The sequence below is a fragment of the Sphingosinicella sp. genome (assembly GCF_052387495.1).
GTDB lineage: Bacteria > Pseudomonadota > Alphaproteobacteria > Sphingomonadales > Sphingomonadaceae > Allosphingosinicella.
In genome coordinates, this window is record NZ_JBQTJC010000222.1 from 1 (window position 1) to 12498 (window position 12498).

General features: G+C 61.3%; 17 protein-coding genes, 1 tRNA gene and 1 pseudogene. 8 read left to right on the plus strand and 11 right to left on the minus strand.

All coding sequences use genetic code 11. The annotated features are described in order from the left end of the window. Nucleotides 1–380 precede the first annotated feature (380 nt). Entirely contained in the window at nucleotides 381–605 is a 225-nt protein-coding gene (locus ACT4N8_RS12215) for a hypothetical protein (protein WP_444858401.1), read from the plus strand. A gap of 49 nt (nucleotides 606–654) precedes the next feature. Here ACT4N8_RS12215 and ACT4N8_RS12220 read toward each other — a convergent pair. From ACT4N8_RS12220 to ACT4N8_RS12240, 5 genes and pseudogenes are all read right to left on the minus strand, one after another. Beyond that, a tRNA-OTHER gene (locus tag ACT4N8_RS12220) sits at nucleotides 655–738 on the minus strand. 137 nt (nucleotides 739–875) lie between these two features. After that, nucleotides 876–1286, minus strand: coding sequence for a hypothetical protein (locus tag ACT4N8_RS12225; protein ID WP_444858402.1), 411 nt, complete (start codon nucleotides 1284–1286; stop codon nucleotides 876–878). A 225-nt stretch (nucleotides 1287–1511) separates the two neighbouring features. Then, nucleotides 1512–1928 carry a PilZ domain-containing protein gene (locus ACT4N8_RS12230; protein WP_444858403.1) on the minus strand — a complete coding sequence of 139 codons (417 nt, stop codon included), beginning with the start codon at nucleotides 1926–1928 and terminating at the stop codon, nucleotides 1512–1514. A 386-nt stretch (nucleotides 1929–2314) separates the two neighbouring features. Continuing rightward, nucleotides 2315–2695, minus strand: a complete 381-nt coding sequence (locus ACT4N8_RS12235; protein WP_444858404.1) for a PilZ domain-containing protein — start codon at nucleotides 2693–2695, stop codon at nucleotides 2315–2317. A 478-nt stretch (nucleotides 2696–3173) separates the two neighbouring features. Further along, nucleotides 3174–3365: pseudogene (locus ACT4N8_RS12240) on the minus strand (IS6 family transposase); the annotation flags it as partial. A gap of 276 nt (nucleotides 3366–3641) precedes the next feature. On the opposite strand from ACT4N8_RS12240, the gene ACT4N8_RS12245 reads away from it, so the two are divergent. Both ACT4N8_RS12245 and ACT4N8_RS12250 read left to right on the plus strand, forming a co-directional pair. Continuing rightward, nucleotides 3642–4142, plus strand: a complete 501-nt coding sequence (locus ACT4N8_RS12245; RefSeq protein ID WP_444858405.1) for a YybH family protein — start codon at nucleotides 3642–3644, stop codon at nucleotides 4140–4142. Between the two features lie 350 nt (nucleotides 4143–4492). Continuing rightward, a complete protein-coding gene (locus ACT4N8_RS12250) occupies nucleotides 4493–5833 on the plus strand; it encodes a dihydrolipoyl dehydrogenase family protein (protein WP_444858406.1) in 1341 nt (446 codons plus the stop codon). Here the strand turns inward: ACT4N8_RS12250 and ACT4N8_RS12255 are convergent. Then, nucleotides 5821–6252, minus strand: coding sequence for a MerR family transcriptional regulator (locus ACT4N8_RS12255; protein ID WP_444858407.1), 432 nt, complete (start codon nucleotides 6250–6252; stop codon nucleotides 5821–5823). The two genes, ACT4N8_RS12250 and ACT4N8_RS12255, sit on opposite strands and share 13 nt — an antisense overlap. Nucleotides 6253–6320: 68 nt before the next feature. Between ACT4N8_RS12255 and ACT4N8_RS12260 the strand changes: the two genes are divergently transcribed. Then, nucleotides 6321–6722, plus strand: a complete 402-nt coding sequence (locus ACT4N8_RS12260) for a mercuric transporter MerT family protein (protein WP_444858408.1) — start codon at nucleotides 6321–6323, stop codon at nucleotides 6720–6722. Next, nucleotides 6722–6925 (plus strand): GDCCVxC domain-containing (seleno)protein, encoded by a 204-nt coding sequence (locus ACT4N8_RS12265; protein WP_444858409.1) that lies wholly within the window; start codon nucleotides 6722–6724, stop codon nucleotides 6923–6925. The genes ACT4N8_RS12260 and ACT4N8_RS12265 overlap by 1 nt, the downstream gene beginning before the upstream one ends. A 339-nt stretch (nucleotides 6926–7264) precedes the next feature. Here the strand turns inward: ACT4N8_RS12265 and ACT4N8_RS12270 are convergent, their stop codons facing one another. Both ACT4N8_RS12270 and ACT4N8_RS12275 read right to left on the minus strand, forming a co-directional pair. Beyond that, nucleotides 7265–7603, minus strand: coding sequence for a TonB family protein (locus ACT4N8_RS12270; protein ID WP_444858410.1), 339 nt, complete (start codon nucleotides 7601–7603; stop codon nucleotides 7265–7267). 92 nt (nucleotides 7604–7695) lie between these two features. Beyond that, nucleotides 7696–8139 carry a helix-turn-helix domain-containing protein gene (locus tag ACT4N8_RS12275; RefSeq protein WP_444858411.1) on the minus strand — a complete coding sequence of 148 codons (444 nt, stop codon included), beginning with the start codon at nucleotides 8137–8139 and terminating at the stop codon, nucleotides 7696–7698. 81 nt (nucleotides 8140–8220) lie between these two features. On the opposite strand from ACT4N8_RS12275, the gene ACT4N8_RS12280 reads away from it, so the two are divergent. Together ACT4N8_RS12280 and ACT4N8_RS12285 are read left to right on the plus strand one after the other, a co-directional pair. Further along, a complete protein-coding gene (locus ACT4N8_RS12280) occupies nucleotides 8221–9354 on the plus strand; it encodes a hypothetical protein (protein WP_444858412.1) in 1134 nt (377 codons plus the stop codon). 209 nt (nucleotides 9355–9563) lie between these two features. Beyond that, nucleotides 9564–9944 carry a hypothetical protein gene (locus ACT4N8_RS12285; protein ID WP_444858413.1) on the plus strand — a complete coding sequence of 127 codons (381 nt, stop codon included), beginning with the start codon at nucleotides 9564–9566 and terminating at the stop codon, nucleotides 9942–9944. 56 nt (nucleotides 9945–10000) lie between these two features. Here the strand turns inward: ACT4N8_RS12285 and ACT4N8_RS12290 are convergent, their stop codons facing one another. Then, the gene (locus tag ACT4N8_RS12290; RefSeq protein ID WP_444858414.1) at nucleotides 10001–10330 is read right to left on the minus strand and encodes a hypothetical protein; all 330 of its coding nucleotides are present in this window, start codon (nucleotides 10328–10330) and stop codon (nucleotides 10001–10003) included. 127 nt (nucleotides 10331–10457) lie between these two features. Between ACT4N8_RS12290 and ACT4N8_RS12295 the strand changes: the two genes are divergently transcribed. After that, complete coding sequence (locus ACT4N8_RS12295; RefSeq protein ID WP_444858415.1) at nucleotides 10458–10682, plus strand: hypothetical protein; 225 nt, start codon at nucleotides 10458–10460, stop codon at nucleotides 10680–10682. A gap of 201 nt (nucleotides 10683–10883) precedes the next feature. On the opposite strand, the gene ACT4N8_RS12300 is transcribed toward ACT4N8_RS12295, so the two are convergent. Both ACT4N8_RS12300 and ACT4N8_RS12305 read right to left on the minus strand, forming a co-directional pair. Continuing rightward, nucleotides 10884–11606 (minus strand): IS6 family transposase, encoded by a 723-nt coding sequence (locus tag ACT4N8_RS12300; protein WP_444858416.1) that lies wholly within the window; start codon nucleotides 11604–11606, stop codon nucleotides 10884–10886. 374 nt (nucleotides 11607–11980) lie between these two features. Beyond that, a partial coding sequence (locus ACT4N8_RS12305) for a hypothetical protein (RefSeq protein WP_444858417.1) occupies nucleotides 11981–12498 on the minus strand: 518 nt, incomplete at its 5' end.

Below are 12498 nucleotides of genomic sequence, written 5' to 3' on the forward strand. Positions count from 1 at the left end.
GACCACGCTGGATGCAAGCCTTATCGAGTGTGCCAGCAATCCCAACCAGGCCTCGGTCTCGGCCAACCGCGACCAGCTCATCGCCCGGTTCAGGGAGATCGGCAGCAACATCGGGGCGCTAAGGCTAACCCAGTAGGAGTATCTTCGCGAACGTGATGGCCGGGCGAGGGCAGGCTAGTCGAGAATCGTAAGTGCGCGATGCGCAATGGCCGATTAGAGTTAGCCGCCCTTCGGGCATCTTCGCCGACCACTCGGGTCGCGTCGGCGGTCCTCCCTTGAAGCACGGTGGAGCAAATGTAAGCAGGATGCCGAGGGTAAGGATATGTGGTAAATACGGTGTCGGTGCCCGGGGTCGGGCCCCCAAACGATGCGGAGCCAGGATGGCCTATTATCTGCTTCGGGTTCAGGAGCCCGGCGTCAAGTCATATGCGGCGGTCGCGCAGGCAAAGCACATGATCGAGGCGGATTCGCTCGACCATGCGAAGCAGGAGGCTGACGGGATTGTCCAGCGCCACTATCCCAAAGCCGACAAGGCGACTCTGCAAATATTCAATGAGAACGGCCTTGCCGCCACTCGCGTGGGCACCGGGCAGTGGAACGCCTAGGGGCGTCCGGCCGACCCCGGGATTGACCTAATCCTTACGGGGTGAACCGTGGTGGGCTAGGAGGGACTTGAACCCTCACGCCATTGAAGGCCTGGACCTACATCCAGCGCGTCTCCCATTCCGCCACAAGCCCACCCACCTGCCTGAGCCCTTTTGTGATGAGCATCAAGCTGCATGACCTAGATCGTGTGCCAAATCCGCACAGTGGGCTTCATGACATGGGTACCTTCGAAGAGTTACGAGCAGACCCATGCAGCGACCGAGCGAACGTCAGGCAGAGCGACTTGATCTCTGTCGGGCCTGGGGGGGGACAAAAATCGACCGGTGGAGGATCATCTCCGCGACTGCACGGTGGAGCGGCTCGGAAAAGTCGAGACCGAACAAACTTCCGTTGCGCCACGCGACGTTCGCATACCAGCTCTCAAGCGTAGGCATAATGATCCACCCGTAGGCGCCCGACAGGGGGGGCGCGGCACTCATGACCCCGCAGCCATGCGTGGAAAGATTGACGATCTCGACGCCAAAGCGCGAGCGCTGGCGTTCTCTGAATGCGGCCGGGGTCCTGCAAGCGACGCGACCAACCCAGCGCCGGTCTCCCGCCAGTGTCGATTTAAGCCATTTATCGGGGGCCTGATAATCCCTCTGGCGATAGCTGATTGCCCGGTCGCGCAGCGTTCGCATTTTCCTCTCCCGCTCACTGCCCGACTCACCGCAGCGCGTTGGAGGCCTTTCAGTTGGCTGTCTACAGCGGTTTGGAGGGGGCCTTATTCCGGGACAAATCGACGCCAGTCGTTACTTTCTAATGGCGGGTCCGCACGGCCGGACTAGAGCGCGCTCCGGCCGAACGCGAGGAGAGCAGGTCGCAGGCGACGAGGAGGGGGCGTCCCGCGCAGGAGCCTGCGCGGCTCAGTTTGGCGCCCAAATGCGGGCCAGCTTTCGTTCTTCCGACCGGCTGAGCGCGGGCATCGGCGTAATCCGAAAGACTTCCGGGACCACTTGTGTCTGCGTGGGCGGCCCTACAGCCGGAGAGGCCGTGATCAGCGTTTCGGTCGGAATGGCTTCAAGAAATTCCAGCCCCACGCGCGTTCCTCGTGTCCAAGTGACACGCGACGGTAGGGACAGCTCGCCACGGGTCAGCACCAGCGCATCGCCAACGGTCAAGGCGACCGCGCAATCGAGGCGTGCCCCCTGGTCCGACACGTCGAGAATCTTTGCGGTCGTTTCGCCGAAATCGCCCGAGAGCTGAACCATGACTAACATGTGCTTGCGCTGCGCGCGCCTCTGCCGTGTGACCGGCGAGGCTGGTTGGTCGGCGTCTCTCATTTTCGGTCCTCACGTTCTCCCTTAGCCCGCGCGTCTTAAGACGCGCTAAACGGCACTGGAGCGATGGTCGCGGAAGGAGGAGAATGGGGCTAAATCTGGGGCAGGAGCCGCCTCGTTCCATCCGCACTGGGCGCATCTAATCATCGATGCAGCGTCGGGCACGGTCGGCACCACCATCAACCTGCTCGTCACAGCGTCATCAATGCGACAGCGCGGACAAACGCCTTGGCCGGGGTCGAAATTCGTCGCTCGGATGAATTGTTGATGGAGCGCACTCTGCGCAGCCTCCAGCTCAAGCATTTCCTCTCTAAGCCGATGCATCCGCTCGGCCCCTTTGGCCTGTCGCTCTTGAATCTCGCGAAGACGAGTCATTCTGAAGCTGTCGGTCACTGCCCGCGTCCGCTCTTCCAGATCTCAGTCCAGTGAAGCTCCCCCCGTCGAGAGAGTCTCTCCGCTGGCTTGGAGAGAGGCGTCGGAACGTAGGCGGCCAACTTCTGGCTTTGTGTGCGAAACGCCTGCTCGTTGACCGACTCGTCAAATTTTACACCGAGCTTCCCGTCGCTGCTCCAGGCAACCGATCCCTCAATCCGGATGTCGCCCCGCTCAATCTGAACCGGAGTTCCCGCCGGGAGGTCCTCCAAGCAGTCGGCACATGCGCCCCGGCAGGACAGGTTCGTCAGCTTCACCTCGCCAGCGCCGAACTCGGATCGCAACATGGCGGTCATAAAGACCCGGCTGCGCTTGTGCCTCCTATGATCGGTCTTCATCGGGGCAATACCTAATCCAGATGGCCGTTGAGGGTCGCCGCCACTCATACATCCGCTAATCCTCCCAGATCGTTAACCCAGCCGACTGTCGAGGACTTCCCGAGCCGCAGACCCGGGAATCTATCCCAGTGCTTGCGGTTTTCGGGAAGGCCAGGCTCGTCTCCATCGATGCCTGGCGAGAACAGGGAATCGTGAGGCGCCCGGCGACCCTTTCCGCCGGACGCCTCAATCCCCTCAGGTCAGCGCGCTGGCACGAAGCCCGGAGGCAGCGGCGGCAGCGCCGGGGCAGGTAGGGCCGTGCCCGGCACCCGCGATTCCTCGTCGTCGTCGTCGCGGTAAGCGAGAGCTCGCGAGCGCAGTGATGAGCGCCACCGCATGCCTCCATCGCCACGAGGCAGCGTGGTTGGCTAGCGAAAAACTCAAGCAGCTTGCCTCGAGTTATGCGCCGGTTGAACAGCTGCTGCCCCGTCGCATCGGCGCCGAACCGGTTCCACCACAGCCGCACCGTCTCGTGGCAGATGTCGATGCCACGCTCGAACAGCAGGTCCTCGACGTTCCGAAGCGACAGCGGAAAGCGCACATACATCATCACCACCAGGCGGATGACCTCGGGCGACGAATTGAAGCAGCGGAACGGGCTTGGTGGCCTGGCTCTCGATTTTCGGCTCATGGGCAACGGCTACCAGCGCTGGCGGGGTCCTGCCACATTGGTTTGACAGCACCTCGTCGATGCTGATCCCACGCGCGATCTGAGGACACTTCACGACCCGGTGCTCGTGATCAACGACGGTTTTGTCGCCCTGGACAGGCTTCGAAACTAGCCTCTGGCATGTCCGCTTTCGACCCAAAGCGGACATTCGGACACTGGGGCGGTGACAGGCGAAGCGCTCTGAGGTAGCATCCGCCACGTTCCGCGTCAGTCTCCCATCGCCATCAGGGGAAAGCCATGAACAGAGTGATCATCGCGGCCGCGGCGGCCGCTAGCCTGGCACTTCTCGCTTGTGAGGACGGAGGGGCGACGAAAAACGCAGCCGCAGATGTAACGTCGGTTCAGAGCGCCGTCCGCACTGCTGAATCGCAGTGGCTGCGCGAATGGCAAGCGCGTGACCTCAATCGCATCGTTGCCCGCTACAGCCCCGACGCAATGGTGAAATTCACGCCCACTGGGTCGATGATCGGCCCCGACGCGATCCGAACAGGCATTGCGCCGTTCCTCACGGACACGAATTTCCAGATTCAATTCGCTGCCGACGAGGTGCGGGTGGGCGCCTCTGGAGATCTCGCTTCCACAAGAGGCTCCTACAGCATCCGGTATACCAATCCGGCAACACGGCAGGCGGAAACGGAAACCGGCACATACGTCACTGTGTGGCAGCGCCAGACAGATGGCACCTGGAGGGTTGTCGAGGACATCACTTCCGGCAACCCGACGGCACCACCAAGCTGAGCCTAAACGTCCGCTTTCCACCCTTCGCGGACATTCGGCTCGCGAGCGTCTGCTAGGAACGATCAGCCGCGCCGAACCATTGCTCAAGAGGGTGGCAGAAACGATAAGGAGTAACGCCGCATTCCCGCTGGTATTTAATGGTGGCTACCAGCGGCATTATCCCACCAAATGACTGCTGCGGGTGGAGAGCTGAGCCTAGCAAGGGGTGAGCTCGCTTAATCTGCGGGCGGAACGACCGCTTTCGACCCAAAGCGGACATTCCCGGAATGTGCTTTCGAGCCACTGCGAAACGCAGACTCGTGGAACCTGTAGCGACTCCAGCCTCGTTGCGCTGAGGCAGGAGGTGGGACATGGACTTCGACCTGATAGTTATCGGCACAGGCACCGCTGCAATGGTGGCCGCGATGCGGGTTCGCGACGCCGGATGGACTGTCGCCGTCATTGACGAGAAGCCGTTTGGCGGAACCTGCGCTTTGCGCGGTTGCGATCCGAAGAAGATGCTCGTCGCCGGAGCGGAAGTGATCGACAGAGAGCGGCGGATGAGCGGTAAAGGAGTCGAGGGTGAGGTGCGCATCGACTGGCCGGACCTGATCCACTTCAAGCGCAGCTTCACCGATCCCGTGCCTGAGAAGCACGAGCATCGCTATCGCGAGAAGGGCATCGACACGTTCCACGGTGGCGCACGGTTCACCGGCCCGAACAGCATCGACGTCGACGGCGCAGAGCTGCGCGGCCGCCACGTGTTGATCGCCTCCGGTGCCGAGCCGGTGGCGCTTGGCATTCCCGGCGAGGCGCACCTGACCGACAATGAGGGCTTTCTCGCGATGGAGAGCCTGCCGCCCCGGATCGTGCTCGTCGGCGGCGGCTATATCGCAGCCGAATTCTCCAACATCGCCGCCCATGCCGGAGCCGACGTCACGATCCTTCAGCGCGGGCCGCGAATGTTGACTCACTTCGAGCCGGAGCTTGTCGGATGGCTTATGGATTCGTTCGAGGCAGTCGGCATCGACGTGCAGACGGGCACGACCGTGACGGGCATCGAGCGCGACGGCGACGGCTTTGAAGTTCGTGCGGAGGCAAATGGCGAAGAGGTGAATATTCCCGCAGACCTCGTCGTCCATGCCGCGGGCCGCACTCCGGCCCTCGCTCGGCTCAACCTTGCGGCCGCCGAGATCGCGACCGAGCAGGGCCGCCTGGCGCTCAATGAGCATTTGCAAAGCGTATCCAACCCCGCCGTCTATGCGGCTGGCGATGCGGCGCAAGCCGGACCGCCGCTCACGCCCGTATCAAGCCACGATGCGAAGGTGGTTGTGGCGAACCTCCTCGACGGGAACCGACACAAGCCCGACTATCGCGGCGTACCAAGCGTCGCCTTCACGCTGCCGCCAATCGCAGCCGTTGGCATGACCGAGCAGCAGGCGAGGGAGTCGGGGCTTCGATATCGGGTAAAGTCAGAGCGGACGGCCGACTGGTTCACCGCGCGTCGCGTGGCCGAGCCCGTCTACGGCTACAAATCACTGGTCGAGGAGGAGACTGGCCGGATCCTCGGTGCGCACCTCGTCGGGCCTCATGTTGACGAGGTGATCAACCTCTTCGGGCTCGCGATCCGGCACGGGCTGACGGCAGACGATATCAAGAGCACGATGTTCGCTTATCCAACCGGCGCGTCGGACATTGGTTACATGCTGTGATCCGCCTGCGGGTGCTCGATCATCTCGATCACCGGGCAATCGGGCTCGGATCGGCCAGTGCAACGCGCGACCGTTGCCGCGAGAAGCCGCTCGATGTCTCGCAGATCGGCTATCTTGGCGCGGACCTGTTCCAGGTGGCGCTCGGCGATGCCCTGCACCTGGGCGCAGCGCGCCTTTCCAGGGCCGCCGAGATCGAGGATCGCCCGCACCTCATCGGGCGCGAATCCGAGGCCGCGGGCGCGACGCACGAACGAAAGGGTGCGCACATGCCCCTCGTCATAGACGCGGTGCCCGCCCTCGGTCCTCGGCGGTGTCGAGAGGATGCCGATCCGCTCGAAATAGCGGATGGTCTCGCTGTTGACGCCGGTTCGGCGGGCAAGCTCACCGCGCGACATCGTCCGCCTGGTTGCAGCCGCCATGCCGATTTTCCTTGATCCTGTAATCGCTACAGGTGGCACATAGCGGCGAATCGCAACGGAGACGAGCATTGACTGACGAGCTTGTGAGACAAAGCACTGCGGCGAAGGCGCCGGACGCGGGCCTCGCCGTGCTAGGCACCGCTGGTGGTGTGACGGCGCTGTTCTCCGCAGCCGCTTGCTGCGTCCTTCCGCTGGTATTCGCAGCTCTGGGGCTTGGCGCCGGCGGCCTCGCCGCGTTCGTTCCCTATCACTGGCCGCTGACGATTGCGTCCGCGGTCGCGGTCGCTGTCGGTTGGCTGCTCTACGTGCGGAAGCGGCGGGCTTGTGCGGAGGGAGCAGAATGCGCCAGCGCGCCCCCGCGCCGCGCGACATTGGTGCTGCTGTCAATCGCAACGGCCGCGGTGGCGCTCTCGGCGGTCTGGCCGGGCTTCATCGAGCAGCCGCTCATGCGATTGCTGGGAGGCGCGTGATGCAACTCACGTCAACGCTCACATGCCCCAAGTGCGGCGGCGCCTCCACCGAGACGATGCCGACCGACGCTTGCCAGTTCTTCTACGACTGCCGGCACTGTGGTCAGGTTCTGCGTCCGCTCAGCGGCCATTGTTGCGTGTTCTGTTCATACGGCGACGTGGCTTGCCCGCCGGTACAGCAGGCGCCGGCACTGTCAAACTAACGAGGCAGCAGTTTTCCGACATGGTTAGGTCGGACATTGGCGCCCGCTTGTTCTTGGTCTGTTCGATATGTTTCTCCGCGATGTTCCGTCGTTGGGCAGCCGCCAAGTTTGAAATTAGTGGGCGACGAACCAGAATCTGGTTAGTTTGACAGTACCTTCGCCATCTAAACCCCAGCCGAATGGTCGGCGTTGCATGATCCGGAGGACCGCGACCCATTGTGGTCCAGCGGCCGTTTCTGATCCCAACGCCAGGAAGCGGTTTGCCTACACGCCGCCAGCTTCTGCCGCGGCGGCCTTGGGTGGAAGGCGAACGTAGAATGGACTGCTGCAGTTCGCCTATCAAGATTGCGGGGGCAGCCTCCAATGGTGCTCGTAAGTGCGGACACGCGGCTCTCCGGCGGCGACACGCGCCCGCCGCAAGAGAAGGCGGCAGGTGGTGACATCAAGAAGCGCCGTGCCGCTCGATCGCGTGACATCGCAACGAACCACCCGTCCGGAGGTGTCGAAGGTCAGCTCGACTTCGACAGATCCCTCTCTTCGTTCCTGAAGGGCCGACGCAGGATAATCAGCGTCGCCGATCCATTGTTGGGCTAAGGCTGGAGAGGCGAGTAGTCCCAGAGCTGCGATGAATGTCGATTTCTTCACGATCTTACCCAGTCTTCCCAGAAGTTGAATCATCGTCGCACCCTGCTTCAACTGCGCGGTATCCGCAATGGGTCGATAGCCGTCGAAAGCGGACCGACCGCTTCGGCCAAGCACGGGCATACAAGCTATGCCCCAGCAACAGGCGCTAGGTCGCTCTTAAGGAACGTTGCAATAGCCGATCGATACCTGGCCGGCGGTCGACACCTCCCCTTTTCCCAGTTGAGGACCGTGTCGGGCGTGACGCCAAGCCGCTGCGCAACATCCTTCTGAAACATTCCGAGCTCACGCCGTCGCCGACGCAGACGCGACGGGAGATCGGTCCCCGAGTCGCGCGTGACCTCCGGCTTCGCACACCGGAGAGCAGCCCGCACACCGGGCATCAAGAAGGCAACACGATCACAATGACTTAGCGATCTCACAAACTGTATGCTTGCCGGGATCAGCGACCCAACTCGTCGAGTTCCCACTATGCGCCCGTGCCTGCCGCTGCCGGCGGATTCCGTCCAGCCCGTAAGCGGACGTTCGTTCAGCAGCCTGGGCAATGACCGCTTTCGACCCATTGCGGCCATTCGAAAGGAGAGTTGTTTCCCAACTCGGGCTTCCGCACACGAACTGCTGGACAGCCCACCGGTCGAAGGTATCGTTAAACGATGCAGTTTCTGAGGCGGTTTTTCGGCGGTCGCTCTGAAAGTGGCGTGGACGCCATATTGGCGAAGCTGGCCACGTTTCTAAACTCTGACGACGCGCAGAACGCCGCGATGCCGCCGGCGGTTCAGGCCGCGATTTTGAGCGGCCCGGATGTTGACGAGGTGCTCAACGCTCAGGGCGAGTTCGGGAAAACTGTTACAAACCCGATTCCCGTCAATGGTCCAATCGGTGAAGTGCTCTACCTATCGTCATTACGGACCGCGACGCGACAGCCAGTTTACGCGCACCGTCTTGGATCAATAGACAAAGTTGATGTGTTCGAAACGGTCAGCAGCAGCGGCGATAAATGGGATTTGCTGTTTCTGACGCTCTACCATCCGAGAAAATCACGTCTTACCCCGCGAGGTTTCTCATTTCAGGAACCCAAGGGCATTTTTGCTGTGAACGAGTTCATTGATCCATTTCCGTTGATGTTGCCTGCCGCAGTGTCGGCATGGTCAACAGAGGTATTGGGACTGCCGCTGGTGGGCGCGGGAATGCGCGCCGCCGTCGAGACGGGAACCTTCCTACGCCCCTTCGAGCACACTGTGCGTCTGGAATCTTTAGAACTCCACGGTAGATACACATCTCCTCCGAACATAAAGAGTGAGATGTTGCGTCGCTTTGTTGACAAACTTGCGACGACTTTTGCTGCCGTATTACGAAAGAATATCGGTGTCGATGAAATAGATTCTGCTGAGCTTCTTTTTTTCTGCTCGGCAATGGTGTCTATTGCCTACCTGCAGTATGGGAGAGGCGAAAAGGATCAAGGTTTATTAGACGGCTTGGCACGCTCCATCGTAATAGACTCGCTTAAACGAGAGGCCGATTACGCGGATCGCGTACAGCAATACGGAAATCGATATAGGCAATATGGGGTTATTATCGAAGACCTTCTCAATAAGCACGCTGATCACAAGCGCGCTGCGATCACCGTGATGCTACATGCTTTTGAATGCATTACCGGCAGGTCGGGGCAGGGTCACATGATAAAGATCACGCTGAACAGCGCCGTCGTCGTAGCGCTTCTTCAGGATTGTATCGACTTCGCTCGACAACGGCTTTCCAGATCCAGTGCACAGCCCGGCAGCGTTTGAACACGGCTTCGCAGCGAGTGATCAATAATGCCCGTGCGACCGCCGTTTGAGGCGCTTGGACTGGCCGCAGCGACGACCGCTTTCCACCCATTGCAGACATCGCGCTAAGGTGGAACACTCCCACCATGCGACCCGCACTCGCCCTGTTGCTTTCATTGCTAGCGGTAAGTTGTGGCCCCGAACGTTCGCCCAGGATCGAGCGGATTGAGATGAAGCAGTCCGGCTGGAGTTCGATCGAGGTTGAGATCAACAGCCAAGGTCAAGGGCGCTACCGAGTTTCTGACTTTCCGGGAGAGCGACAGGGGGCATTCTCCATTTCGCCTCAGCAGTTTACCGCGCTGGTGGAGCGACTGGAGCCTTTTCAAAGGCAATCCGAGGCCATGAGCGAGGAATCCATCACGCGGATGCTTGAGTTTCGCTGTCCCGAAGGAACGCCGGAGGTCACCGACGCAGGAGGCTTTTGGGTACACTGGATGGCGGCCGGCTATGATCGCCACTACTCAGCCGATTTCGGATGTGACCGCGAGCGCAACCGCACGCGAAATGATGAATTAAGGAACATTCTCCGGGCCCTGCCGCTCCCAACTTGACTATGGCTGGGCCAGCAACGTCTGTTTTCCACCCATTGCGGACACTCGACCCGTCATCACCCTATCGACGCGGCGACTGCTCCCACGACGGCAGCGGTAAGCGCGAGTAGCAGGCGGAAGGCCGCTAAAAAGCCGAAGATGACTGACAGGCCCACACGGGTCGTCGCGGCGGCGGTCGCGGCGGCACCCGCCGAGGCGAAAGCACCGAAAAACCCCCATCCTTCGGTCGGGCCAAGCCAAAGGCGCAGCGCCCCTTCTGTGAGAAGGAAGGCAAGAAGCCCAGCTACCGTGGCAGCTAACAGGCGGCGCTTCGGCGTCGGCTCCTCTTTTGCCAACGCGGCGGTCCCCACCGCCTTTTCCCAACTGCGACCCATCCGGCTGAGCATGCCCCGTTCGTAGCCGTGCCAAGGTTCGCTTTCCACCTATTGCAGGCATTCTTCGACGGGCGCATCATTATCCCGAGCGCTTCCGGGAGAGGTTGGGTATCGTGATGCAGACGCCGGAGAAACCCGAATGAGCCGGATCGGCGCGCTGAGGTTGGCGTTCATCGGTCTCGCCATATTCGCCTCGGTCGGACTCATGCGGGATTGGATCGCGCAGTGGGCTTCGCCCGGTTTCGACTACCGACTCGTTGGCCTGGTCCAGAGCTTCGGGTTTCTAACGTCCTGCTATGGGTTCTATCGCTTTCTCCTTTTAGGTGAGCGTCAGAAGCAAAATCCGGTGGACAAGTCGGAGTGAGCCGCCGCCCCTTCATCGCCAGCCGGGAGTTCGTCGTCGGCTTCCTAGCCACGCTGGCGTTGCTCGCCATATTGGCGATGGCGGTGGCGCACTTTGTGAACTTGCTCAGATGAGACTGGCAACCATCATTGCGCTGGGTGCTGTCAGTCTAATGCGAACCCGTCTCCACTGAACGCAACGAGGGCAGGGGGGTGACGCGGCTCACGCAGCCAGTTCCCGCCACTTAGCAAGCGCCGCGGCGCGGCGCTCCTTGTAGGTCTGGCGATCGACGAGATGACGTTCGAGATTGAAGTGGTTGTGGACGTTGGCGTGGACCGAGGCGAACTTCTGAAGTGACCGCATTCGTCGAAACCTGAGCATCGCTCGCTCCCGTCGTCGAAACGGCAGGTGGCTGTTCTCGACCCGGTTGTTGGCCCAGCGGCCGATCTCCTGCTTGTCGGCATTGCCGAGCTCATCCATTGCGGCACGGTAGGAGCGCAGGCCGTCGGTGGTGATCGCCTCAGGCGAGCCATGGCGCTTCAGCGTCTTCTTGATGAAGGTCAGCGCTGCCGCCTTGTCGCGGGTCCTGGTGACGAAGCTCTCCAGCACCTCGCCTTCCTGATCGACCGCTCGCCAGAGATAGACCATCTCGCCATTGAGCTTCACGTACATCTCGTCGAGATGCCATCGCCAATGCCGGAAGCCGCGCATCCGGCTCACCCGCAGGCGGCGGATGTCGCCGGCGAACATCGGTCCGAACCGGTTCCACCACAGCCGCACCGTCTCGTGGCAGATGTCGATCCCGCGCTCGAACAGCAGGTCCTCGACGTTTCGCAGCGACAGCGGAAAGCGGACGTACATCATCACCACCAGGCGGATCACCTCGGGCGACGAGTTGAAGCAGCGGAACGGACTTGGAGGTTTGGCTCTCGATTTTCGGCTCATGGGCAACGCTACCAGCGCAGGCGGGGTGCTGCCACGTTGGTTTGACAGCACCCCTGCGAAAGATCGCGGCATTTTCAGAGCCTATATAGATTCCGCCTCAACTAGTTCCGTTAAGGGCCACATGATCTCCGGATCAACGATTGGCCATGGCCGGCTCGCAACTCGAGCCGCGAGGCGACTGCCATCGCGATCGAAGCGAAGTGTGGCAAACACGAATAGAAGAAGCGGCTTGGGTGGAAGAGGCGTGCGAGACCGCTGACGATCGCTCCGTGAGAAGCGGTGCATTCTGGTTTAGGCTCTATCCAGTGTCCCGAGTCTAATCCGATCCCACGCCTGACTACGTCACCAGGAAAAATCCTCTGATTGAAGGTTGCTCAGAGTTGCCCGATTGCCCAGAGCGGAAGAGGTGGCGCTTCCACCAGTTCGTGCTGAGGAAGTTTGTTCTCACGCTCAAAATTCGCCCGAAAGGCAATTCCGGGGAAATAGGCTTGCAGCCGCTCACCGATTGCTTCGCAGGCTCCGGGATCGTCCCAGTAGTCGCCATGATCGTACCCGTTCATCCCTCGGTCAAAGGACCACGGCGGCGAGCCGGGCCTGCCGGCGTAGCCGACAGCCTCAGGCCAACGGCCTTCGCGCGCAACGGTTTGACCAAGTCGGAACCATCGACGGAGTACCTTGTCGTGAATGCTGTGCAAGACAACGATTTCATCGGCGTTCCGAGTGGCTTCGGCAATCAGCTGATCCAGCTCGATGGGTACCGCTGCCGCCATGAGAAAAACCACGATTTTGTCCAACTTCGCCGGCCGACTCGACCTCTCCAAGTGCGTCAGGAATTCAATGGACAGGCGACCTCCCAGAGACTGTGATATGATTACAAGCTCGCGAGAGCCGA

Excerpts from the sequence above, each read along its gene's own strand:
- ACT4N8_RS12225 (WP_444858402.1), bottom strand. The coding sequence starts at position 1,286 with ATGCGAACGCTGCGCGACCGGGCAATCAGCTATCGCCAGAGGGATTAT.
- ACT4N8_RS12250 (WP_444858406.1), top strand. The coding sequence starts at position 4,493 with ATGGACTTCGACCTGATAGTTATCGGCACAGGCACCGCTGCAATGGTG.
- ACT4N8_RS12215 (WP_444858401.1), top strand. The coding sequence starts at position 381 with ATGGCCTATTATCTGCTTCGGGTTCAGGAGCCCGGCGTCAAGTCATAT.
- ACT4N8_RS12280 (WP_444858412.1), top strand. The coding sequence starts at position 8,221 with ATGCAGTTTCTGAGGCGGTTTTTCGGCGGTCGCTCTGAAAGTGGCGTG.
- ACT4N8_RS12275 (WP_444858411.1), bottom strand. The coding sequence starts at position 8,139 with ATGGCCGCAATGGGTCGAAAGCGGTCATTGCCCAGGCTGCTGAACGAA.
- ACT4N8_RS12290 (WP_444858414.1), bottom strand. The coding sequence starts at position 10,330 with ATGCTCAGCCGGATGGGTCGCAGTTGGGAAAAGGCGGTGGGGACCGCC.
- ACT4N8_RS12265 (WP_444858409.1), top strand. The coding sequence starts at position 6,722 with ATGCAACTCACGTCAACGCTCACATGCCCCAAGTGCGGCGGCGCCTCC.
- ACT4N8_RS12255 (WP_444858407.1), bottom strand. The coding sequence starts at position 6,252 with ATGGCGGCTGCAACCAGGCGGACGATGTCGCGCGGTGAGCTTGCCCGC.
- ACT4N8_RS12270 (WP_444858410.1), bottom strand. The coding sequence starts at position 7,603 with ATGATTCAACTTCTGGGAAGACTGGGTAAGATCGTGAAGAAATCGACA.
- ACT4N8_RS12295 (WP_444858415.1), top strand. The coding sequence starts at position 10,458 with ATGAGCCGGATCGGCGCGCTGAGGTTGGCGTTCATCGGTCTCGCCATA.
- ACT4N8_RS12245 (WP_444858405.1), top strand. The coding sequence starts at position 3,642 with ATGAACAGAGTGATCATCGCGGCCGCGGCGGCCGCTAGCCTGGCACTT.
- ACT4N8_RS12230 (WP_444858403.1), bottom strand. The coding sequence starts at position 1,928 with ATGAGAGACGCCGACCAACCAGCCTCGCCGGTCACACGGCAGAGGCGC.
- ACT4N8_RS12235 (WP_444858404.1), bottom strand. The coding sequence starts at position 2,695 with ATGAAGACCGATCATAGGAGGCACAAGCGCAGCCGGGTCTTTATGACC.
- ACT4N8_RS12300 (WP_444858416.1), bottom strand. The coding sequence starts at position 11,606 with ATGAGCCGAAAATCGAGAGCCAAACCTCCAAGTCCGTTCCGCTGCTTC.
- ACT4N8_RS12285 (WP_444858413.1), top strand. The coding sequence starts at position 9,564 with ATGAAGCAGTCCGGCTGGAGTTCGATCGAGGTTGAGATCAACAGCCAA.